We start from the raw sequence: 22,410 nt of genomic DNA, 5'->3' as shown, positions 1-22,410 counted from the left end.
ACATGAACGTATTTCTTTGCGATGATCAGCCCATATTTATGGAAGAATTTGCAAAGCTGCTGGAAGGATATTTTAAAGCCCATGAAATATCCTTCGAGCTTTCTGCCTTTCCAAATGGGAAAGAACTCTTAAATGCTCCCATTACTCCGGACATCATTTTCCTGGATATCATAATGGAGGAATTGTCCGGTCTTGAAACAGCCCGTATGATCAGGAAGAACAACTCCCGCTCCAAAATCATTTTCCTGACCGCCTATAAACAATACGTATTTCACGCCTTTGACGTAGACGCCTCACATTACCTGTTGAAGCCCGTAAAAAAGGAAAAACTGGAGGCCGTATTAAATCATGTGATCGGACAGCTTACCCCTCCCGATAAGCAGTATCTCACGTTCCAGTCCGGTTCCTCCATCCTGCGGCTTCCTTATTCCGACATCCTGTATCTGGAGGTAAGGGACCGGAAGGTATCCGTCCATGGGCGGACCGGCACCGCAGATTTTTACGGAAAGCTGGAAGATCTGGAAAAAAGCCTGCCCCCGCAGTTTTTCCGCTGCCACCGAAGCTTCATCGTAAATATGGATTCTGTTATGCGTTTTAACAAAACGGATCTGTTTCTCAATAACGGGGAATTCATACCTGTCAGCAAACGGAAATATCCGAACTTTACCATGGCATTTATGAAACAGATGCAGAAGGAGGGGTTATCATAATCCTTCAATTATTTTCCTCATTCATTGATTATCACTTTCTTGGAAGAATGCTGAAACCCAGATTCCATCCCTTACTCACCCTTTTAAGCCTGACAGGGCTTCATGGTCTTGTTACCTTTATTAACATAAACTGCGGGCTGTACCGGGTTTTTCCACAACAGGTGTTCTTTCTCCTCACCTCTGCCGGAATGGTGTTCTTTTTATACCGGGGGAAAAGCGGCAAAAAAATCATGATCGTCATCCTTATGGATGGCCTGGGTTATACTTCCTGCTTCGTTTTCCTGCCTCTTGTCCATTATGCGGCTATAAGGGTAAGGGCCGACAGCCTTTTTTTATTTAACCGGATCTATGACCTGTGTGATGTCCTGACTACCGTGTTTTATGCTGTAGTCCTTGAATGGATCGTGAAAAAGTACCGCAATCTTCAAGGTGATACCACCATGGAAGGGAATCTGTATCTGCTGATTCTATCCTTCTTCATCAGGCAATCCGTTATTTATTATGGAACCACCCAGTTAGACTCAGGAAATGATTCCCTGGCGGCTGTATGCTTCATGACATTGACCGCTTTAGCCGGAGTGATTCTGCTCGTATTTTCTGTTTATTATGTTGACCGAAGGCTGGTTCTGGCGCTGGCAAAACAGCAGAATACGTTTTTGGGAAACCAGATAACAGCCTGGAAAGAAGAGGAAAAACAGCTGGCCGGATTCCGCCATGATTTCAAAAACCACATGCTGTGCCTTAAAAATCTTCTCCGTTCCGGGAATACAGGGGAGGCCGAAAAATATTTGAACTCCATTACCCGCACCGTCAATTCCTTATCTCCCGATATATCCACAGGCAATGTATATGCAGACGCCATCTTAAGGGAGAAGCTGGCCCTGGCCCAAGCCGGAGGAATCTGTCTGAAAACAGATTTGATCTTTCCTCCACCCGAAATGCTGTCCCCCACGGACTTGTGCATTATATTAAGCAATGCTCTGGACAACGCGCTGGAGGCCTGCCGGAAGATTCCGGCCGGAGGACCGGAAAGGAACATTCAGGCCATTTCCTATGTCCGCCATTCCTGCCTCCTGCTTGAGATCAAAAATCCCGTTCCGCCTTCCCTGAAACAGGAAACAAGGCTTTTTCAATCCACCAAGGAGGACCCCCGGTACCACGGAATCGGCCTTTCCAACATTCGGGAGGCTGTGGAACGCTGCCATGGAACCCTGGAGTTAAATGTCACAGAAGAAGTCTTTCACTTCTGTGCCATGTTCCCACTGGGATCCGAAGCCTAGATGCCGTTTACATCACTCAATTTACCGTTTGCTTCATTCCCCTTATCTGTATCTTCCATACGACGATATTCCAAATAGAAAATACAGATAGGAGGAATCATTATGTATATCGGAAAATTGGCCGGTCAGTCATCCGGCCTGGATGTCAATGCAATAAACCGCACTGCTGCAAATAAACATGAAGCGTTGTACGGCAAAAAGGATGAAAAAGAAAATAAGGATGTTGTGACCATTTCTCCCGCCGGAAAAAACCAGAGCCTCATCGAGCAGCTGATGAAGCAAAAGGATTTTTTACAGGAAAGAAAACAGTCCTTGCTGGATTCCGCTGCTGAAAACGGTTCCGGCGACTTTGATATGCAGCTGAAAGAATACGAAAAACAGTTAAAGGATCTTGACGAACAGATTACCCAACTTCAGACAGAGCAGGCGGAAGACACAGAACCCGAAGACAATACCGGCAAAATTTACGAAAAACCCAAAACCAAAGAAGAAGCCCAGATGGACCAGCTTAATGACATTGCAGCTGTGTCTTCCGGAAGCGACCAGGCAGAAGTAATTACCTCAGCCAAAAATCAGGTAGACGGCAGAATCCGCGTCCTGAGTGCGGAAATCAATTCCGGCCATGGGAATACGGAATCAAAAATAGAACAAGTAGCGGAATTAGAAAGCCGCTCCCAGAAGCTAAGTTCACAAATCGCGGAAAAACTTGGCGAAACCAACGATTCCATATCCGAGTCAAATGACAGCGTAGTTGAAAATGCTGCTGCATCAGACGAAGCTGCAAACAAAGCAACGATCCGCCTGGAGCCAGAGTCTGAGACTTTATCTGACGCTATTCCCGAAGATAAGGAGGAAGACACAGATACCATCTCCCAACAGGAAGAATAAAGAGGGAACGGCTGCCGTTTATAAAGCAACGGCTGCCGCCCCCTCTTTTTTCCGAAATTAATAAAAGCTTAAGCATTTCCCTATCTCCCATTCAAATACTCCATGATCCCCATATGGATCGTCCAGGCCAGCCGGTCCTGATAATCCTCAGAATTCAAAAGAGACGCTTCCTTCCAATTTGTTAAAAAACCACATTCCACAATCACGATCGGAGTCTTTACATGCAGCAGCAGGTAGTAGTTGTCATTGGGCTTTGCCAGTCTGGTATTTTTATCCCCCAGCACATAGTCAAACCGCCTTTGCAGGATCTCCGCCAGATTTTTACCTTTTTCTGATTTTTTATAATAAAATACCTGTCCTCCGTAAATCCCCTCCTGATGATAGCTGTTCTGATGGATGCTGACGGTAAGTGCGGGTTTAGCATCGTTGATGATCTTACACCGTTTGTTCATGTCCGCCGTCTTTTTTTTGCTGTCTTTTGGGGAATAAAGCCCGTTATCATTTTCTCTGGTTAAAACCACTTCCACGTCGGATGCTTCCAGGTATTTCTTCACCCGTTTGGCTATTTGCAGATTTATATCCTTTTCCAGGGTTCCATCAACGCCGATCTTACCCGGATCGTTTCCCCCGTGCCCCGCATCTATCACAACAACAGGCTTTCCTTTTCCTGCCTTTACGCTGACCCCTGCAGCCAATTTTCCAGCCTGGCTCGATATGATATACACCAATACCAGTAAAATCACCGCCATGAACGGTTCCCATTTTTTTAATTTCACATTTTCTACCTGATTCATTTTCTTAATGAATTATATCTTTCAGTGAAATAAAAAAGAACTGTTCTGAACGACTTTCCTGTCATTCCGCGTTCAATACATTGTAGTCCTTTGTCCCATCCGCAGCAATCCATTCCAGATATTGAGACAAGATACTGGGATATGCATCTTCCTCCCACATCTTGTAACCACTCTTTGCCATGGCCTTATCCCGGATTTCCACAACCTTTCCTGCATAACAGGCCACATTAAGCTCCGAATAGACTTTAGCCATCTGGTCCTTCTGGTTCCTGGTTAAACCGTCAAACGTATCCAGTCTTTCAAATTCATCCTGAGCCTGATTATAAAAAACTTTGCTTAAAAACTTTTTTCCAAACGCATCAAAATTCAAAAGATTCTTATCGGTACTCCCTGTTTTCCTGGCCCAGCCCTTCATATCCAGTGATTTTGTATGGTAACGGAAGCCGCCGTCATCTCCATAATTCAAAATCCCATACTGGCAGGGCGGCGTGGATAAGGAGCTGGTGACCACCTCATAAATTCCGGAATCGTTATTCGACCTCATATAATGCTGTACGTGAAGGTGGCCGCTTAAGAACAGGGGTACATCCCAGCTTTCCAGCTGGTCGATCAGCTGCTCACTGTGTTCAATGGTACAGTCCTGCAGATATACTTCGCTTTCATCAAGGAGATTATGATGGCCCACCGGAATCACATTCATTCCAAGATTCCGGGCCTCTTCCATCTGTTCCTCAATCCAGTCATATGTATCATCCCCTATCATGCCCCCTACCAGATTTTTGGGTTCATACTGGCATGTATCAAGCATCATGGCTCTGGTATAATCGTTGACCTGATAGACATAGCTCAAGGAAGCCGGATCACGGCTCACAGCTTCATTATATCCGAAATCCTGGTAAATCTCTTCAAATTCCTCCGGAGTTATATTTTCCGCTCCCAGCGACGTATTCCCTACGAACTGAACTGCATTGGAATTGTTGATATCATGATTTCCGGGAATTACGATCACGGGAATTCCGGCCTTCTCAATTTCTTTCAGCTTCCCTACAAATTCCACATGGCTTTCTTTTTCTCCTTCATAGGTTAAGTCCCCGCTTAAGACCACCAGGTCCGGACGTTCATTCTTCACTTCTTCCACAAAGGCATCCGTAATCTCCCAGATGTATTGCATGACCTTGCCATCCCCGTGGTCCGCGCTATACTGAAAGCCCTTCTGGAAATCCGTTAGGTCTCTGGCCAAATAATGAATATCGGAAGCAACAACAATCTTACAGCCGTTTCCGCTTGTCTCCTCCGAAGGCTCTGAAGCAGGAACTTCCGCTGTCTGCGGAAATTCCTCAACGGAAGGCGGCTCCGTCTTTATATCCTTTGTTTCCGTCTCCGGCCGGGCGGTACTCTCCGTATTCGTACTTTCCGGCACTTGTTTTTTTAAAGAACAGCCTGCCGAAATACACATCACGGCCAACAAAGCTGCCAATATCATCCTGTTTTTCATAACCTGACCTACCTGTCTCTTCCATGTCTTCTATCGAACTATTCTTTGTCAAGCCGTACTTCGTCCCACAGCTGCGCCGGCTCAAATCCCAGCTTCCAGCAGCCCACGCCTGCCAGGTCATACTTTTTGATCAGATCCATCTTAAGACCGATGGAGCGTTCCTCCTCCAGCCACACCTTCTTAAGCCCTTCCTCTGTCTGTAATTCTCCGTAATACTGGCCCATTTCCTCCTGCCAGGAGAGCTCTACGTTGTTTTCACTGACCCAATCCTTTGCCCGGGCAATTCCCATAGAGGAAGAAGTGGTTTTTCCATCAGTCCCTTCGGTCCATACTCTGGTATAGAACGGGATTGCATTAATCACCTTTTCTTTGGGCACCTGCGCCAGAGTGTCCTTTATTCCGTTTTCCACATAATCAATCGAAGCTACAGAACCGGCATCTCCGCCTGCATAGTGTTCATCATATCCCATAATGATCACATAATCAGCTACGCTCCCCTGTTCTTTCCTGTTATAAAACTGGTTTCCCGGAGCCGGGACGTAATTATCTACGGACAGAACGATCCCTTTTTCCCGGCATGGGATGGACAGTTCCCGTATGAACTGGGTATAATGTACCCCAGCCTCCGCCTTGATTCCCTCAAAGTCCAGGTTAATTCCATCAAGGCCGTACCGCTCTGCCTCCGCCATAAGGGCTTCGATCAGCTTTCGTCTGACAGAGGTCTTTGACATTAAAATTTCCGTGTTTACGTCCGTACTGAAATTATTGATGAGGGCCCATACTTTCAGTCCCTTGTCATGAGCCTTTTTCACATAATCCGCATCTGCCAGGGAACGGAAGTTTCCCTCATTATCGGTAAGCTCATACCAGGTAGGCGAAATTACATTGACCCCGCTGGTATTTGCGATCAGGCTGTCAAAAGAAGCGTTGCCCTCCGGGCTCGTCATCTGATGCCAGGCGAGGCAGACCGGTTCATCCATTGATATGCTTTTATAAACCGGCTTTTCAAAGGTACTTACCGGGACCTCGTTTGTAATGGCCCCAAGGCGCCTGCGCTCCACATAGCCGATGAAGCCATCCTCGGTCCGCACTCTGTCCCACTTGGACATGGATTCCAGGACCGTAACTTTAGAGCCCGGAGATATCCAGGTCACAATCGGGCTCTTCACTCCGCCTTTTACACGGACATTGCCTGTTTCCTCGGCCACAGCCTTATTCTGAGCCTCCCAGTTATTATTAATGAAAACCCGTTTATACTGGTCCCCATCATAGGCTGCCACGCGGATATCCGTATAATTAGCCACCAGACCGACGGATAAGTAAACACCATCCTCATTTACCCATATCAAAGGCTTTCCGGCGGCGCCCACGGTAGAATGATCCGCATAGACGATGGAATCCGGCAGCGCATAGACCAGAAGCTTTTCATTGTTATCCCAGTAAAAACGTTCATTCAGCGTTTCATTCACCCACTTAACCGGGAGGTAAGTCTGTCCCTGCACGTAAAGCCCCTTTGCTTCCTGGAGATCATCGTTCAGATACAGGGCCACTTCATCCCCTCTCACGCCCAGAAGATCGGCCAGATCTGCCTGTTCCTTTGTAGGGATATACCGTTCCAAAAACCGGATCCCGAAAAATCCGGCTGTTACTATCATAATCAATCCAAGCGCCACAAAAACCGGCACCGCTTTCCTCTTCATCTGCTTTCCTCCTGCTTATGGATCGTATCGTATCGGCTTGCGCCTGTATTTCCTTTAGATTATATCACACTTCTTTCTTTTTGGAATTTACATTTTCATTACGTTCCTGATCCCCTGATCCCGCCCTGACGCACCGAAGCGGCCAGCTTAAGGCTGAAGATGGCATCCCGCAGCGCGTCCCTTTTGGCACAGCCATAACGATTACTTATTATAAACCCGGTCAAATCTTATTTCCTGCAGCTTTCCGGTCTTTTCATCCGGAATGTAATCGGCCATATAAAAACTGCTGTCCTCCCTTACTTCGAATATTTTGTTCCAGTCTTCTTCCGGCAGCTCTTCCCCATCTATAAGAATGGCAATTCCATGATCCCGGTATTTTTTAAGCCCGGCCAGATACTGTTCTTCTTTGGTACGGCCTTTCTCCAAAGCCTCTGTCTGCTCTTTTCTTTTCCTGGCATCTTCTGTTCTCATCCGAATCTCCCCTGCACATTTTTCTTTTGAATTGCATTCGCCATACGCTTAGTAAGAGCGCAGGAAGAGGACCACAAGGGTTTTGCCGTGACACAATTCCTCTCCCTTTGCTTAAAAAAAATGCTGATAAAAGCCTATGGCTTCGCCGGTGACAACAAAAGCGTCTACTGAAACCGGAACTCGACCGACGGGAAATTTAAGCCTCTTTTCCATACTTTTCCTGGCCTCCTCGCTGCCAAATGCCACGAGGGTCTCCCAGCTTTTTTCCGCCTTATTCCCCTTATCTTCAAACTCCAGAAACGCTTCCATCTGCCACTCGCTTAAGCTCCCGAGAACAAATTGCCTGTCACACCTTAAAAATTCTTCCAGATTGCCTTCCTTTACGGTTCCATAATCCACAATCACAGCATGGTATCCGGATTTTTTGCACAATAAAAGCGTTTCAATCCCCGCTCCCTCATAATAATCCGTCTCCAGGATCCGGCAAAAACCATCCGGGCTCTTTTCTTTTTCACATGCCTTTCTCATGTTCCGAAAATCGCCGTGGCTGTTCCATTCCAAAACAGCGCACCTTTTTCGCAGAACCCCGCTTAAGTATCCCGCCGTCATAACTGCAAAATGGGTCACCCCCACACTCCTGCCTGTTCCAATGATTCCGATAACCTCCAGGCCGGCTGCTTTTCTAACGGGATTAAGAAACTTCCATACCGCTTTTGCCTTTCCATTCATGAAACTTTTCCCTTTCCGCATTACCGCACTTTTCTTTCCAGCATTCCGGTTATCCATTCCCTTACCCGTTTTAAAACCGCTTTTATTCTGCCTCTCCTCATGCTTTTGTCTTCCAATATTTCATCCAGAAGCACTTTATAAAACTCTGCGGAAGCAGCATTTGACGCAAAAGGGTCCGGATAACACGGAGCTTTTAAGCATCGGGAAGGGGCCGCCCCATCCGGCAGCCTGATCCTGGTTCCTCCCGCTATGTGATTGTATACGATCCCATAAGGCACATGGCTTTTCACCACCCGGCCCGCAGCCTCGTCAGCTTCCTTCCTGCTCCAACGGCTGCCGTCGCATACCAGGACTACAGCATCAGGTCTTTCCGTCAGAATCTGGCTCACATTCGTTCCATAATCCAGTATCCGGACTTTCACAGGCGGCTCCTTTAACTTAACTCCCGGTCCATAATAAGGTTTCCAAAGAAAACCACGGTACCGCATCAGGCCGTACCGGTCCCGTTTTGCACCGGCATAAGCACCAAGCCCGGTACCCATGCCGGAGTCATTCATTTCCACAAATATGTTGGGATATCCGTGATTTCTAAGATAGACAGACAGGCCGACGGCAATATGAGTCGTCCCGGCCCCTGATTTGCTCCCTGCAAGAGCAATGGTAAGAGATGATGATTGTAGACGGTCTTTTGCAGCCGTTCCCATGTTGTTAAGCTGTCTGAGCCGCTCCCCAAGCTCCTGTGCCGATGAAAACCGTTCTTCTTTTTCGGCCTTTATGCAGCCGTTTATGACAGCAGCCAGACTGGCATCCATAGATGAGGCCGGTTTGTAAGGCAGTTTGGGAAATCCACCCGAATAAAGATAATGAATGATAGCACCAATGGCATAGATGTCTGTTCTCTCATCCAGCACTCCATCCTTTAAATACTGCTCCGGCGCCGCACATCCAACGGTTCCATACCGCTCCCCGGGCATATTGGCATCTTCCGGGGATGCAGCTAGTCCAAAATCGATTAATTTTACGGTGTCATGACACAATAACAGGTTCTTCGGCTGTAAATCTAAATGTAAAATGGGGTTTGGTCCTGCGAGATGCAGGTAACTGATGATGCCGGATAACTGAATTCCATAAAAAATGGTCAGCTCCCGCGAAAGATGGCCCTGTTTTTTTACAAGGTCATATAAAGATTCTCCTTCCAGATACTCTTCGATCAAATAACTATAAAATTCGTCTTCTTCTACGTCATAAACAATGGGAATTCCAGGATGGCGCAACTCTTTAAGGACCAGTGCCTCGCGCCTGAAGTGTTCATAATTCAGAAAGCTTTTGGGTACCCGCTTGATCGCACGGTATTCCTCAAGCCCAAGATGAACCGCCAGGAAAACTGTTCCTGCCCGGCCGGTTCCCAGGATGCCGCATAGCTGATATTTGCCAAACAGAACGGTGCTTACTGCAGCCACCTCCTCTTGCCTGTCCAATATCATCTCTTAGAGCATATTCTAATACACTTTTTTCATTTTTTCAACTATTTTTCGTATAAATCTTTAATTTATAATTGGGGATTGTAAATATGAAAGCATTATATTTCCCTGGCAAGCATGAAAATTCATGTCTTATGTAGAAATATAATAAATAAAAGTTGAAAAATATTAAAATATAAAAATATTTGAATATTGAAATATTGATTCGAATGTATTATATTAAAATTGTAAAAGAGTAACCGACACACAAGGTGGAAGCTTCCAGAGAAAGTATAATATCCTAATGGACACCGTCTATAAGGAATATCAGCATCCTACTTTCTTTCGCTCCTCAAGGCCTACTCACTCGCTATTCATTTCCTTGATCAGCTTGTAGCCGTAACGTTCTGAACAGTCTATAATTTCCGCTACTTCGGCGGCATTAATCATTAATTTACTCAATGTGCTATCTCCTTTCTTCTGGTATGCTCCGTATCAATTACCTTCCGCAGTTTAGCTGGTTCCTGATCAATACTTTCCAACTCCGGCCCATACTCTGGCTGCCAACTCACACCTGTAGTTAACATTTTCAACTTATTTAAATTATGAAAATAATCATCGGGAGCCACCAGCGGATATAATAGAAAAGATTTGTAAAATTCTTAAAATTGGTTTTACCGATTTGGTTGGAGTTGGAGAACCAAAGCCTGTAATATCAGATTTAATTAATGTAGAAGAAAAATTATATCACGTGGGCTATACACTTGCGGATCAGTACCTTTATAATATATTTAACCGGGGAGCCGATGGGGCGACATGTCCAGCCACCTATTAACATTAGAAAGGGGCTGGGGCTTATGTATATAACGTTTAGTGATTTATTCACCTTCGTGATCATGCTTTGTGCTGTAATTACTCTTGTTGATATGCATAAAAAACAGCGCCCTCACCCTCACAAAGTGTAGCGCTATTTTTTAATATTACATAACCGGGGTGGCTGGGATGAATCTAGCTATCGGCTCTCTTGTTAAGTATATTATACGCCTTATAAGGCGTATTGTCAAATGTAAAAAACCGCCATATCGAAGTTACAGAGAAATTACAGGAAATAGTATCATATTAATATTATACGAAAAATAAATCCGGGAAATCCCAATAATTAAATAGGATACCCGGATTTTTGCATTCAAACCTTAAATTTATATAAATTTTTTCACATAGTAATTGCCTTTTTGCTATATTATATAGTATAGTTATGTTGAGGAAGTATGTAAATATTCATTCACCATTTTAAAAGAACAGGAAGTGATCCTATGAAGATAGAACGTATCAATGAAAATCAGATCCGCTGTACGCTTACCAGCTTTGATTTAAGCGTCCGGAATTTAAATTTAGGCGAACTTGCCTACGGCAGTGAAAAAGCCCGCAACCTGTTCCGCGAGATGATTCAAAAAGCCTCTAACGAAGTGGGATTCGAAGCTGAAGACATTCCTCTCATGGTAGAAGCAATTCCGTTATCCAACGAAAGCGTAATGTTAGTAATCACTAAAATCGAAGACCCGGAAGAATTAGATACCAGGTTTGCCAAATTTTCACCGGCAACCGAAGAAGACGTGGATTCCATGCCAGGCGATCTTGCCAGCGAACTTTTAGAAGGTGCTGACGGCCTGTTAAGTCTGTTAGGAATTGACAAGAAAGAAGAAACGGAAGCCGAACAGCCAAAAGAGCAATCGGGCGCTTCCTCTATACGAATCTACTGTTTTCAAAGCTTGGATCAGATCTCTGATGCCGCAAGGACCATCGGACAGGTTTACGACGGCGAGAATACATTATATAAAAAACCCGATACAAGACAATATTTTCTGGTAATCAGGAACACTCCTGACAAATCCCTGGATTTCAGCCGCGTCTGCAACCTGCTTGCGGAATACGGTTCCAAGATCCATCAGGATTATGCTTCGGAAGCGTACTACAAGGAACATTACGAGGTGCTGATTGAAGGCCACGCCCTTCAGTCTCTTGCAAAACTTTAATCCGTTTCTTTGTTCATAGTACTTCATCACAAGCCAAAATGAGGTTCGTCCCGCTTAAAGGGTCGAACCTCATTTTTAAAATTCCACGGTTTCCTCTAAAAAAAACGTGGAAATCATGTCCAGTGTGGCAGCGGTTTCCTTACATGGAACCATGATCCAGTCATGGATCATGTTGGCACCTTTTTTATAGATGATCCCGGTTTCCTTGAATTTTCCCGCCTTTTCCGCCAGAAGCTCACAGTCCGGTGTCAGAATCTCTTCGGTTCCGGAAAACACCAGAATCCGCCCCAGATGATCCCAGTCTCCATAAAGGGGAGAAACAAACGGATGATCCGGTTCCAGCGGGCCCCGGTAACGGGCACCTGCTTCCTTAAGCGCCTCGACCGGAAGAATGGGATCCGTCTTTTTTGCTATTTTAATTTTAGGGTTGTCAAGAGCAATATCAAGCCACGGTGAAATGACGGCAGTCCGTACCGGCATGGGCAGATTCCCCATATCCCGCAGCTCCTGTAAAAACGAAAGAGCCAGACCCCCTCCGGAGAAATCCCCAAACAGGAAGAATTCATCATCAGGATATTCAGCCGTCAGGCGGCTGTAAGCATGAACCAGATACTGATGGGCAGCCAGTGCCGTATACTCCGGTGCCAGTGGGCACTGGGGTATGGTTACCTTTACCTGTTCCTTTATGGCAAAATACTCTGCTATTTCCCGGCAGCGTTTTGAAGGCTCCAGAGTATAGGCGCCGCCCGGCAGCATCAGGATATGGGCATTTTTTGTATAACTTCCATTGATGGTAACTCCGCAGAAACCATCCACGTTCCAGGATTTAACGCGCACCTTTTTCGTAAAACGCTCCTGAGCTAATTCGCCGGTTCCCCTGGACGGCTGTTCCAGATCAAAAGCCATCTTCCTGTCCGCTTTTCCGATTCCTGCAAAGATCCTTGCCATCTCCGCTTTTAAACTCATGGATGTCATCTCTCCTTTCCCTGTAAGCCCGGAATTATGATTCTTTACAGACCTTGTTTAACTTCCGCATCTCATATACGACAAACTGGCTGACGATAATGGCCGATGTAATATCCGCCACTGGCCCTGCATACAGAATTCCTTCCAGCCCCAGACTTAACGGCAGAATTAAAATCAGCGGAATCAGCAGCAGCAGCTGGCGAAGCATGGATAAAACCGATGCCTTTAACGGCTGCCCGGTCGACTGGAAATAGCTGGTTACCACCACCTGAAATCCGGCTGTAAAGATTCCCAGCATGTACACTTTCAGGCAGCGGACCGCAAACTGGGTAAACTGAACATCCTGTGTTCCAAACAGGCTTAAAATCGGACCCGGGAACACCTGACAGGTGATCCAGCCGATAAACGAAACCGTGGTTGAGGCCGCAGCTGCCAGCAAAAAGGTCCTGCGCACGCGTTTTGGCCGGTCCGCTCCTTTGTTGAACCCAAGTATGGGCTGGGAGCCGATGCCGATCCCGATGCATATGGAAATCAGGATCATACTGATTTTATTCACAATTCCCATGGCGCTTAACGCCACATCTCCTCCTACATCCGTCTGGTTCCCATAATACACCAGAGAATTGTTCATGACAACCTGTAAAATGGTAGAAGCCACCTGGGTAATCCCGCTGGAAATGCCAAGAGGAAGGGCCAGCCGGCAAATATCCCCATTGATGCGCATGCTGTCTTTATGAAGGCGCATATTTTTTCCCCTTTTCATAAAATACAGCACCAGCACGACTGCGGAAATGATCTGAGACGTAATGGTGGCAATGGCCGCTCCCGTAACGCCCCAATGAAAAATAAAAATATAGATCGGGTCGAGAATCGTATTTAAAACGGCCCCGACCAGCATGGCGTACATGGATAAGGCCGGATTCCCATCGGTTCTTGCCATGTTGCTCAGTACGACAGAAAGCATGTTAAACGGAGTGCCAAGCAGTATGATGGAAGTATACTGCATTGCATACTCCATGGTGTTGGCCGTAGCTCCAAAAACCTTTAACATAGGCGTCATAAAGGCAAATCCCAGAACCATGACCACAACACTGGCTGCCAGGGTCAGCAGGAAGACAGTTCCAAGAGTCCTTTCTGCCTCTTCCTCTTTTTTCTCCCCCAGCTTAATTGCCGCATAGGCACTGCCGCCGGCTCCTAACAAAGTTGACATAGCCAGGATGATGGTTACGATCGGGAATGCAATGGTGGTTGCCGCATTTCCCAAATATCCGATTCCCTGACCAATAAAAATCTGGTCAACGATGTTGTAAATGGAATTTACCAGCATGGAAATAATAGCCGGAAGTGCAAACTGCATCAGCAAATGCCCGATTGGCTTATATCCCAGGGGATTTCCTCCCTGTTTTATCTTATTCTGTTCCATAGAATGTATCAATCCTTTCCTTTCTGTTCCACAATGTAATTGTGGGCATTGGAGGCCATGCGGATAAACATCTGCTCCGCCGCATCACGTTCCTCTTTTGTAAACCCTTCCAATATGATATCAGCCCAATCACCCATACACTCCCATGTCTTCTCCACGACTGCCGCAGCTTTCTCCGTGGTATATATCCTCCGGACGCGCTTATCCTCTCTGGCCATTTCCGTTTGAACGTACCCCTCTTCTTCCAGCTTCTTTACCGCCCGTGTGGATGTTGCCTTATCATAGTATCCAAAGGAAGCCAGCTCCTGTAAGTTCGTGCCTGGATTTCTAAAAATCTGCAATAAAAAAAACTGTTGTCCACAGCCTATCTGATAAGAAGATAATTGATTTGCATAGTATACGTTATTCAGTCTTTGGAGAATCGAGATGTACTTCCCGATTTCCCTGTGTTCATTCATGCGATCCACCTCCATGCCTAAGAATGGCATTTTCATTTTTCAGTGCTGGTAATCAGCATATCACATGTTAGTTGCATACGCAACTTTTTTTTGACTTTGAAACAAAAAAACGGTACCGGATCTGCAAAAAAACCGGTACCGCTTATCCTATCAAATTTTACTTTGATTTAAAAATTTCACAGGCCTTCGCACAGGCAGCCTCCGTGGCCGCACAGCCTCCAAGTGCAGTTTCCCTTAATTCAAATGGAATGGAACGCCCTACGACCATCATGGCCTCTACCATCTGGTCAAACGGTATGAGCTGTTCAATTCCGGATAATGCCATCTCCGCGCATACCAGAGCGTTGGAAGCTCCTATGACATTACGGCTCTGGCAAGGGCATTCCACCAGACCGGCTACGGGATCGCAGACCAGCCCTAAGAGGTTTACCAATGCAGCGGAAGCCGCATCCAGGCACTGTTTCGGAGTTCCGCCCATGATTTCCGCTGCCGCCGCCGCTGCCATTGCGGAAGCCGCACCGACTTCAGCCTGACAGCCGGCCTGTGCCCCGGCCACGGAAGCGTTCCTCATAATCAGATACCCAACCGCACTTGCCGTAAAAAGTCCGTCTATGATCTGAACATCGTCCAGGGAAAATTCCTCTTCCAGCGCAAGCAATAGTCCTGGAAGCACTCCGGAGCTGCCGGCCGTTGGCGCCGCAACAATAAGGCCCATGGAAGCATTCACCTCTAAAACAGCCAGAGAATAGGTAATCGCCTTTGACAGCATGCTTCCGCATATGGATTTTCCCAGTCTTCTTCTGTTCCGTACCTTTGCAGCCTCTCCCCCGATCAGTCCGCCGATGGAAGCTACAGGCTCATCTAACGGCTTGTGGCAGGCTTCTTTCATGATCCGGTAAGCTTCCTTTATCCGGTTTACGGTCTCTTCCGGAACGGCACCGAACTCACTGGCCTCCCGTTCCCGCATCACTTCTGAAATCCGGCAGTGGTTTTCCTCGCATAATTTAAGCAATTCAGTTCCTGATATAAAATCCATATAAGCCTCCTAAACCTGAATAAGCATGACATCCTCTACCTTGGGATGTTCCTGCAGCTTATCCAGCAGTTCCTGTGGGATCTCTTCATCCGATTCCACTACGGAGTAAGCAGTAGCCCCTTTCCGCTCCCGGAACAGACGCATGAATGCGATGTTTACATTGCGTTCACTTAAACTGGTAGCAATATATGCCACCATGCCGGGATAGTCGAGGTGCCGGATAACCAGTGTGGAATATTCACCGGTAAAGTCCACATCAATGCCGTTGATCTTGACAATTTTAACTTTACCGCCGCCTAACGAGACGCCGCGGACCGACATGGCCCCGGCCTTTTCCCCGGACACATGGATCTCCACTGTGTTTGGATGCACTTCTGTTTCTTTTTCGTCCACGCGGAAGGTATACTTGAGCCCGCATTCCTCCGCCAGCCGGAAGGAATCTTTAATTCTCAGATCATGGGTCTCAAAACCCAGTATGCCCCCAAGAAGCGCGCGGTCGGTTCCATGGCCTTTGTAGGTCTTTGCAAAGGAACCATACAAAATGAACTCCACTTTGCTGATCGGGCCGTTGAACATTTTTTTAACCAGAAGAGCAATCGCAACGGCACCTGCGGTATGGGAGCTGGATGGCCCTACCATATTGGGGCCGATTACATCAAAAATACTGATTGACGGCATAAACAGCCTTCTCCTTTCGAAGTCACCTTAACCTAAGTTGTCTTTTTTAATATATTTATGATAGTACATATCAACCAGCGCGCTGATCGCATTATCTCCGGATACGTTACATGCAGTTCCGAAGCTGTCCTGTGCAATATACATCGCCTGAAGAAGGCTGGCAATATCTCCGACTGCCGGAATTCCTACTATGGGGAAGAAGGGAGTCGCCGTAAAGATGGAGCCTCCCGGAGCTCCCGGAGATGCAACCAGGGCGATGCCCAGTACACAGATAAACGGGAACAGGATAAGGAAACTGTGAGGCATGCCGTAAATGAGCAGGGTCGCGGTCACACAGCAGGTAATGGTGATCATGGAACCTGCCATATGAATGTTGGCGCACAGCGGAATTACGAAATTACGGATTTCTTCTGAAATACCATTGCTTTCCGCACATTTGATATTTACCGGAATGGTGGCTGCAGAAGACTGGGTACCGATGGCGGTCAGATAGCCGGGCATCTGATTTTTAAGCATGGTGACCGGATTTCGTTTTGTCAATATGCCTGCAAAGGTAAAGGCCACAAGCAGATAAATCAAATGAAGGATGATAACGATCAGGAATACCTTCCATAGTACGGACATGATTGCAAAGGTGGTTCCCTGATAAGTCATTTTGGCAAAGGTACCGCAGATATATAAAGGAAGAAGCGGAATGATCACGCGGCCCAAAACCTTTGTAATGATCTCAGCAAACTCTTTGATCACATTGTACAGGGCGTCTCCGATCTCTTTGCCCCGCATGGTGCTGATGCATACTCCCAGTACAAAGGCCAGTACAACGGCAGCCGTTGTTTCAAGCAACGGCGTAATGGTCAGGGAGAAATACCCGTTGATGGCCCTGTCACTTGCAGAAGCGACTTTCTCAACCACCTCCTCATTTACAAAAGAGGGGAAAAACGTGCTGGCTACCGCATAAGCTGCGCTTCCTGCCAGCAATGTGGAAGCATAGGAAATCGCTGCGGTGAACGCCAGCAGCTTTCCGGCTCCCTGGGAAAGGTCCGCAATTCCCATGGTAACAAAAGCCACTACCATAAGCGGGATGATGAACATTAAAAACTGTTTAAACAGGTCCGATAATGTAATCAATATCGAAGTTACAAAGCTGGGACAGTACATCCCGATCAGAATGCCGATGATGATCGCAATAATAAGCCTGGGAACAAGCCCCAGCCCCTTCTTACTCTTTTTACTTTCCTCCATACCAATACCTTCCTTTCGTTTGTAGAAATAAAATAAATTTTATTATATCAGTTTCTTTGATGTAAATTATTTTATCACAAACGAATATGGATTGCAATATCATTATATTTTTCTAATAAACAGATAAAAACAGCCAGATATTTTCATGATATTGCACAAATGCTGCAGAGTTTTTTCATGAAAATAAAAACCACTGTATTAATGTTTATTCGCATTTCTTTTCAGAACCCGCACCGGCATTCCGGATGTGCATATATACGGTATTCTTGGAAATTCCCAGATAATCAGCCACCTTAACGACCGCATCTTTCAGGGTAAAAACACCCTGTTGGTACAGGGAGTTAATGATTTCCTTGTTTTTAAGAGACGGGAGAATCCCGTCATCCTCCATTACCGCTTTCCGTACCTCCTGGACCTTACTGAAAATCAGTTCATCCAGATTGTTTGCAAAGGTTTCGGTCTTAACCAGGGAATGAGCAGATATTTCAGGGATATAACTGGAAAGGACCTCGGAAAAACCGGTGTTTAAATAAAAATTAATGCATAAAAGTCCGATGATCCTTCCTTCCTCCCCGCGTACCACAACGGTAGAGGATTTTAACGGTTCTCCTTTTTTGTTCTTGGTAAAATAGGATATATAGCTTTTTTCACCGTCTTTTTCTATTTCTTCCAGCATCTGAAGAGCCAGGTCCGTAATCGGCATCCCTTCCGTACGTCCGGTATGGTGTCCATTGATGATTTTAATGACAGAATGCTCGGTATCCTCCAGGCTGTGAAGAACCATCTCATAGCCTCCCCCCAGATAATCTGCCAGCCCCTCCAGCATGGTCTTGTAGGAATCCAGTATGATCCGGTCGATCAGTGTCAGATGCACATTATAATCCTTCATTGTAATCTCCCCCATTTTCAATTTTTAGAAGAATCATGCAGTATATGGGTGAGATTATAACATGCTATAAAATATATTTCAATAAAAAAGAAAGGTTACGTAGATAATAATGTAATTTATTACATTAATTAAGTCCAGACAATACCTGCCTGGACTTTCTTCCTTTATTTCTCTTTCTTATTAATAAAAAGGAGGAATGAGGCAAAATCCCCTGTCTCCTTTAAGAAACGGCCTCTGTCAATGGGGAGCCCCGCATACATAAGTTCACTTCCATAGTATTCCCCTGTCTCGCCTGATAAGGAAACCTGATACAGCATATCCTCACAAAGCCCCTGAAGCTTAAGCCGGAGCCAGCCTGCATTGGCAGGATTTAAAATCTGATAATAGGCTGCGATCGCCCGGTCTTTCTTTTCTGACACCACCAGCCAGGCCGTGTCATTTCCTTCAAAAGGACTTTTCAGCCGGTAAAAAGTTCCCTGGTGCAGAAGCCTTCGGTTTTCCTTATAACATGCGATCTGCTGCTTTACAAGTCCTATCTCCTCTGTTCCCAGCTGATTTAAATCCAGTTCATACCCAAACGCACCGAAAATAGCCGCATTTCCACGAGATTCCAGAGGCGTAACCCTGTTAATCTGATGATTGGGGACCGCGGAGATATGGGCTCCAATGCTGGAAACCGGATAGACCATGCTGGTTCCATACTGGATTTTCAGCCGGTCTATGGCATCGGTATTGTCACTGCACCATGCCTGAGGGGCGAAGTAGAGCATACCCGGGTCAAATCTGGCCCCGCCGCTGGCACAGGATTCGAACAGGATTTCAGGGAAATCCTGAATCAGCCTGGCATAAAGGTCATATACTCCCATAATATATTTATGCATGACCATTCCCTGTCTGTCCGGAGAGGTTCCTCTGGAATAGCATTCCGTCAGATACCGGTTCATATCCCACTTGATATAAGATATCTTCGCATTGCCGATCACCTCTTTCAGCATTTCATAAACCGCATAAACCACCTCCTTCCGGGAAAAATCAAGGACATGCTGCTGCCTGCTGGGCGTCTCATAGCGGCCGGGAGCGGACAGGATCCAGTCCGGATGAGCCCTGTAAAAGCGGCTGTTTTTATTGACCATCTCAGGCTCGATCCATAAGCCGAATTTTAGGCCCAGAGCCTCTATTTTCTCTGACAGGCCGGAAATTCCTCCTGGAAGCTTTTCCTTATTGGCGTACCAGTCTCCCAGGCTCCTGTGATCGTCGCTGCGCTCGCCAAACCAGCCGTCATCCAGAACAAACAGCTCCACACCGGTTTCCTTTGCCTTTTTGGCAATGGCAAGAATCTTCTCTTCATTAAAATCCATATAGGTGGCTTCCCAATTATTTAAAAGCACCGGTCTTTCCCGGTCTCTCCAATAACCTCTGGCAAGACGGGAACGGTAAAGGCGATGGTAAACCTGGCTCATAAACGACAGGCCGTTTTCCGAATATACCATCACCAGCTCCGGAGTCTGAAAGGATTCCCCTGCTTTAAGAGGCCATTCAAAGGTATCCGGATGAATTCCCATGAGCACCCGGGTCATATCATGGGAACAGACCTCGGCCTGGCCTAAGAAGTTTCCGCTGTATACAAGGCTGAAGCCATAAACCTCCCCGCTGCTTTCCGTTGTCTCCTTCCTCGCCAGGGCCAGGAATGGATTATGCTCTGCGCTGCTGATTCCTCTCATGCTGTAGACCGACTGGATCCCCTGTTCCAGAGGGCCCCTCTTCAAATACCGTTCCCTGGACCATGCCCCGGATAACCGGATCATCTCATAGTCACAATCCGGCAGGTCAACGGCTCCGCTCATTGCGGCCATAAGAATGATTTTCTCTTTCCCATGGTGGTCAAAACGGGCATTTCTTGTGAGGGCCGGCATTTCTTCAAATATGGTATAGGTAAGAATCAGATCCGTATCCATCACTTCATCATGAAGCTTTATCTCCAGTGAATCGGCTTCCTTCTCATCCTCCACATAGGTGGCCGGAAGGGGTTCTATAGGTTGTTTTCCCCTATAAATGCTATGGGATTCATAGGTAAAATTTACGATCCTGCTGCCATTCTCCTGTTTGATCACGCAGGCGCCATACCGGTAATCCCCCGTTCCGTAGGCCGGATATTCCTGTTTTGTATACTGGAGACATAAACTGACCGGCTCCGTACAGCTGATTGCAGCATGAGGACGTTCCCCTGTTTCAAACAGATATGCAAAGGACTCTCTGTCCGTAATCCGTTTTCCATAGTACAGATTCCCCAGCTGGCCATTTCCCATGATCTGAATGATATAGCTCATGGACTGATTGTACAGGTGAAATTGTTTCGCCTGTTCATGATAAATGATCGGCATAATAAAAACTCCTTCTATAATTTTCCTCCGGATGTAGCAATTCCTTCCATAAATTGTTTTTGGAATATGAGATATATGATGATCATGGGGATACAGGCCAGCAAAGACGCTGCCATAAGCTCCGGATAGTTGGTCACAAACTGCCCCTGAAGCTTTGCAAGAGCGGCTGAAAGCGGCATCGTGTTCTGCTCCGTATTGACGACCAGAGGCCACATAAGCTCTTTAAAAGCAAACAAAGCTGTAAAGATACCCAGAGCAACCATGGAAGATTTCGTAAGGGGCGCCATCACGTACAGAAAGGTCTGGCCGATGCTGCAGCCATCCAGTCTGGCGGCTTCTTCCAGGGAATCCGGAAGCCCCATATAGGCCTGACGGAGCAAAAATGTTCCAAAGGCAGTTACAAGGCCCGGGAAGAGCAGGCCAAAGGCGGTATTGAGCATTCCCCGCCTGCTCACCATCAGATACTGGGGAATGATAAAAATCTGGGATGGCACCATCATCTGGAACAGGACCAGAGAAAAGGCCAGATTCTTTCCTTTAAAGTGAAGCCGTCCAAAGGCATATCCTGCCATGGTCGCCGTAAGCACCGCACACAGGACGCGCTCCGCGATAAGGACCAGGGTGTTCCAGTACAGCCTTAAAAAGTTCATCTTGCTCATGACAGAATGAAAGGCATCTTTCCTCCACACGGTCGGAAAGATGATAAACGGATTCATCTGGGTAGCCTCCGAGGTGCTTTTAAAGGCTGTCAGGATCATCCACACAAACGGCACCAGCATGATGACAGACCCGATCCCAAGAATCAGGTAAATAAGACCGGCTCTTATTTTTCTGCTCTTATCCATAATTCTCCTTTCCCTAACTATAATTCACCCATTTTTTCTGACAGACCATCTGAATCACCGTGATCAGAAGGATAACAGCAAGCAGCAGCATGACAATGGCTGAACCGTATCCTTTATTTCCTTCAATAAAGGAATATTTATAGAAAAGATATACAAGTGACTGAGTCTTTGTTAACGCCGGGTTGTTTCGGTCCATCATCATATAAATGCTGTCAAATACCTGCATCGCCCCTATGACTCTCGTAACGGCCACAAAAAACATGGTGGGAGAAATAAGAGGCAGAGTGATGTTAAAAAACTGCTTCACGCCGCCGGCCCCGTCAATCTGCGCTGCCTCATAGTAATCCCGGGGTATCTCCTGAAGTCCCGCAAAAAACAGTACCAGATTGTAGCCGATCACAGACCAGATTCCGACAACCGCCACGGAGATATAAGCAATACCCGGATCGGAGATCCAGTTTACTCCCGGAAGTCCGGCCGCCTGCAGCAAATGGTTGATCAGCCCGAACTCCGAATTATAAAGCCACCTCCAGACCATTGCCACTGCAGCGGGAGCCGCTACCATTGGCAGGAAATAAATGGTCCTCCATATGGACCGTCCCCGGATCCTTCCGTTTAAAAAAACGGCCAGCACAAGCGCAATGGCAATGGAGAACGGTACCTCTACCACTGCATATTTGCATGTATTCCACAGGGCCTGCCATACGAATCTGTCCTGGAACAGCTTCCGGTAATTGTCAAGGCCAATAAAGACATTACCTCTGCCAAAAGCCCCTGTTTTAAAAAAACTCTGATAAATGGTCTGGAAGATAGGGATAATGTTTAAAATGATGAGGCCCGTCATGGTGGGCAGCAAGAACATCCACCCCCATAAAAATTCACTTCTCTCCCGCCTTGACACCTTTGATTTTGTGTTCATGAAGCCCCACCCC

20 protein-coding genes are annotated in these 22,410 nt (G+C 46.5%); 4 read left to right on the top strand and 16 right to left on the bottom strand.

What is annotated here, in order from left to right; translation table 11 throughout:
- The first annotated feature begins 2 nt into the window (after positions 1 to 2).
- The 3 genes from BQ9856_RS23860 (at position 3) to BQ9856_RS23850 (ending at position 2,878) form a co-directional block, all read left to right on the top strand.
- The gene (locus BQ9856_RS23860) at positions 3 to 710 is read left to right on the top strand and encodes a LytR/AlgR family response regulator transcription factor (RefSeq protein ID WP_077613217.1); all 708 of its coding nucleotides are present in this window, start codon (positions 3 to 5) and stop codon (positions 708 to 710) included.
- Positions 711 to 757: 47 nt separating this feature from the next.
- Positions 758 to 1,990, top strand: a complete 1,233-nt coding sequence (locus BQ9856_RS23855) for a sensor histidine kinase (protein WP_077613216.1) — start codon at positions 758 to 760, stop codon at positions 1,988 to 1,990.
- Positions 1,991 to 2,092: 102 nt separating this feature from the next.
- Positions 2,093 to 2,878, top strand: coding sequence for a hypothetical protein (locus BQ9856_RS23850; RefSeq protein ID WP_077613215.1), 786 nt, complete (start codon positions 2,093 to 2,095; stop codon positions 2,876 to 2,878).
- Positions 2,879 to 2,958: 80 nt separating this feature from the next.
- On the opposite strand, the gene BQ9856_RS23845 is transcribed toward BQ9856_RS23850, so the two are convergent.
- From BQ9856_RS23845 to BQ9856_RS23820, 6 genes are all read right to left on the bottom strand, one after another.
- Entirely contained in the window at positions 2,959 to 3,654 is a 696-nt protein-coding gene (locus BQ9856_RS23845) for an N-acetylmuramoyl-L-alanine amidase (protein ID WP_077613521.1), read from the bottom strand.
- Positions 3,655 to 3,733: 79 nt separating this feature from the next.
- Complete coding sequence (locus BQ9856_RS23840; protein ID WP_077613214.1) at positions 3,734 to 5,167, bottom strand: metallophosphoesterase; 1,434 nt, start codon at positions 5,165 to 5,167, stop codon at positions 3,734 to 3,736.
- A gap of 38 nt (positions 5,168 to 5,205) precedes the next feature.
- Complete coding sequence (locus BQ9856_RS23835; protein ID WP_077613213.1) at positions 5,206 to 6,867, bottom strand: glycosyl hydrolase family 18 protein; 1,662 nt, start codon at positions 6,865 to 6,867, stop codon at positions 5,206 to 5,208.
- Positions 6,868 to 7,068: 201 nt separating this feature from the next.
- Positions 7,069 to 7,338, bottom strand: a complete 270-nt coding sequence (locus BQ9856_RS23830) for a hypothetical protein (RefSeq protein WP_077613212.1) — start codon at positions 7,336 to 7,338, stop codon at positions 7,069 to 7,071.
- Between the two features lie 111 nt (positions 7,339 to 7,449).
- Complete coding sequence (locus BQ9856_RS23825) at positions 7,450 to 8,067, bottom strand: hypothetical protein (RefSeq protein ID WP_077613520.1); 618 nt, start codon at positions 8,065 to 8,067, stop codon at positions 7,450 to 7,452.
- 20 nt (positions 8,068 to 8,087) lie between these two features.
- Positions 8,088 to 9,545, bottom strand: coding sequence for a serine/threonine protein kinase (locus BQ9856_RS23820; protein WP_077613211.1), 1,458 nt, complete (start codon positions 9,543 to 9,545; stop codon positions 8,088 to 8,090).
- Between the two features lie 1,295 nt (positions 9,546 to 10,840).
- Between BQ9856_RS23820 and BQ9856_RS23815 the strand changes: the two genes are divergently transcribed.
- The gene (locus BQ9856_RS23815; protein WP_077613210.1) at positions 10,841 to 11,560 is read left to right on the top strand and encodes an adaptor protein MecA; all 720 of its coding nucleotides are present in this window, start codon (positions 10,841 to 10,843) and stop codon (positions 11,558 to 11,560) included.
- A 75-nt stretch (positions 11,561 to 11,635) separates the two neighbouring features.
- Here BQ9856_RS23815 and BQ9856_RS23810 read toward each other — a convergent pair whose 3' ends face one another.
- The 10 genes from BQ9856_RS23810 to BQ9856_RS23765 all read right to left on the bottom strand — a co-directional run bounded on the left by BQ9856_RS23810 (position 11,636) and on the right by BQ9856_RS23765 (position 22,397).
- The gene (locus BQ9856_RS23810; RefSeq protein ID WP_077613209.1) at positions 11,636 to 12,526 is read right to left on the bottom strand and encodes an alpha/beta hydrolase fold domain-containing protein; all 891 of its coding nucleotides are present in this window, start codon (positions 12,524 to 12,526) and stop codon (positions 11,636 to 11,638) included.
- Positions 12,527 to 12,560: 34 nt separating this feature from the next.
- On the bottom strand, positions 12,561 to 13,949 hold the full coding sequence (locus tag BQ9856_RS23805; protein WP_077613208.1) for an MATE family efflux transporter: 1,389 nt from the start codon (positions 13,947 to 13,949) through the stop codon (positions 12,561 to 12,563).
- Between the two features lie 8 nt (positions 13,950 to 13,957).
- Entirely contained in the window at positions 13,958 to 14,407 is a 450-nt protein-coding gene (locus BQ9856_RS23800; protein WP_077613207.1) for a MarR family winged helix-turn-helix transcriptional regulator, read from the bottom strand.
- A gap of 157 nt (positions 14,408 to 14,564) precedes the next feature.
- Entirely contained in the window at positions 14,565 to 15,443 is an 879-nt protein-coding gene (sdaAA, locus tag BQ9856_RS23795) for an L-serine ammonia-lyase, iron-sulfur-dependent, subunit alpha (RefSeq protein ID WP_077613206.1), read from the bottom strand.
- A gap of 9 nt (positions 15,444 to 15,452) precedes the next feature.
- Positions 15,453 to 16,121, bottom strand: a complete 669-nt coding sequence (gene sdaAB, locus BQ9856_RS23790) for an L-serine ammonia-lyase, iron-sulfur-dependent subunit beta (RefSeq protein WP_077613205.1) — start codon at positions 16,119 to 16,121, stop codon at positions 15,453 to 15,455.
- Between the two features lie 27 nt (positions 16,122 to 16,148).
- Positions 16,149 to 17,363 carry a dicarboxylate/amino acid:cation symporter gene (locus tag BQ9856_RS23785; protein ID WP_077613204.1) on the bottom strand — a complete coding sequence of 405 codons (1,215 nt, stop codon included), beginning with the start codon at positions 17,361 to 17,363 and terminating at the stop codon, positions 16,149 to 16,151.
- A gap of 205 nt (positions 17,364 to 17,568) precedes the next feature.
- Positions 17,569 to 18,252: a helix-turn-helix transcriptional regulator gene (locus tag BQ9856_RS23780; RefSeq protein ID WP_077613203.1), complete on the bottom strand. Its 684-nt coding sequence runs from the start codon at positions 18,250 to 18,252 to the stop codon at positions 17,569 to 17,571.
- 164 nt (positions 18,253 to 18,416) lie between these two features.
- The gene (locus tag BQ9856_RS23775; protein WP_077613202.1) at positions 18,417 to 20,633 is read right to left on the bottom strand and encodes an alpha-galactosidase; all 2,217 of its coding nucleotides are present in this window, start codon (positions 20,631 to 20,633) and stop codon (positions 18,417 to 18,419) included.
- A 14-nt stretch (positions 20,634 to 20,647) separates the two neighbouring features.
- The gene (locus BQ9856_RS23770; protein WP_077613201.1) at positions 20,648 to 21,478 is read right to left on the bottom strand and encodes a carbohydrate ABC transporter permease; all 831 of its coding nucleotides are present in this window, start codon (positions 21,476 to 21,478) and stop codon (positions 20,648 to 20,650) included.
- Positions 21,479 to 21,491: 13 nt separating this feature from the next.
- Complete coding sequence (locus BQ9856_RS23765; protein ID WP_077613519.1) at positions 21,492 to 22,397, bottom strand: carbohydrate ABC transporter permease; 906 nt, start codon at positions 22,395 to 22,397, stop codon at positions 21,492 to 21,494.
- Positions 22,398 to 22,410: the final 13 nt, after the last annotated feature.

Source organism: Clostridium sp. Marseille-P2415 (genome assembly GCF_900155545.1).
Taxonomy (GTDB): domain Bacteria; phylum Bacillota; class Clostridia; order Lachnospirales; family Lachnospiraceae; genus Lacrimispora.
The sequence above is the reverse complement of the archived record's forward strand: the minus strand, read 5'-3'. Positions and strand labels throughout refer to the sequence as shown.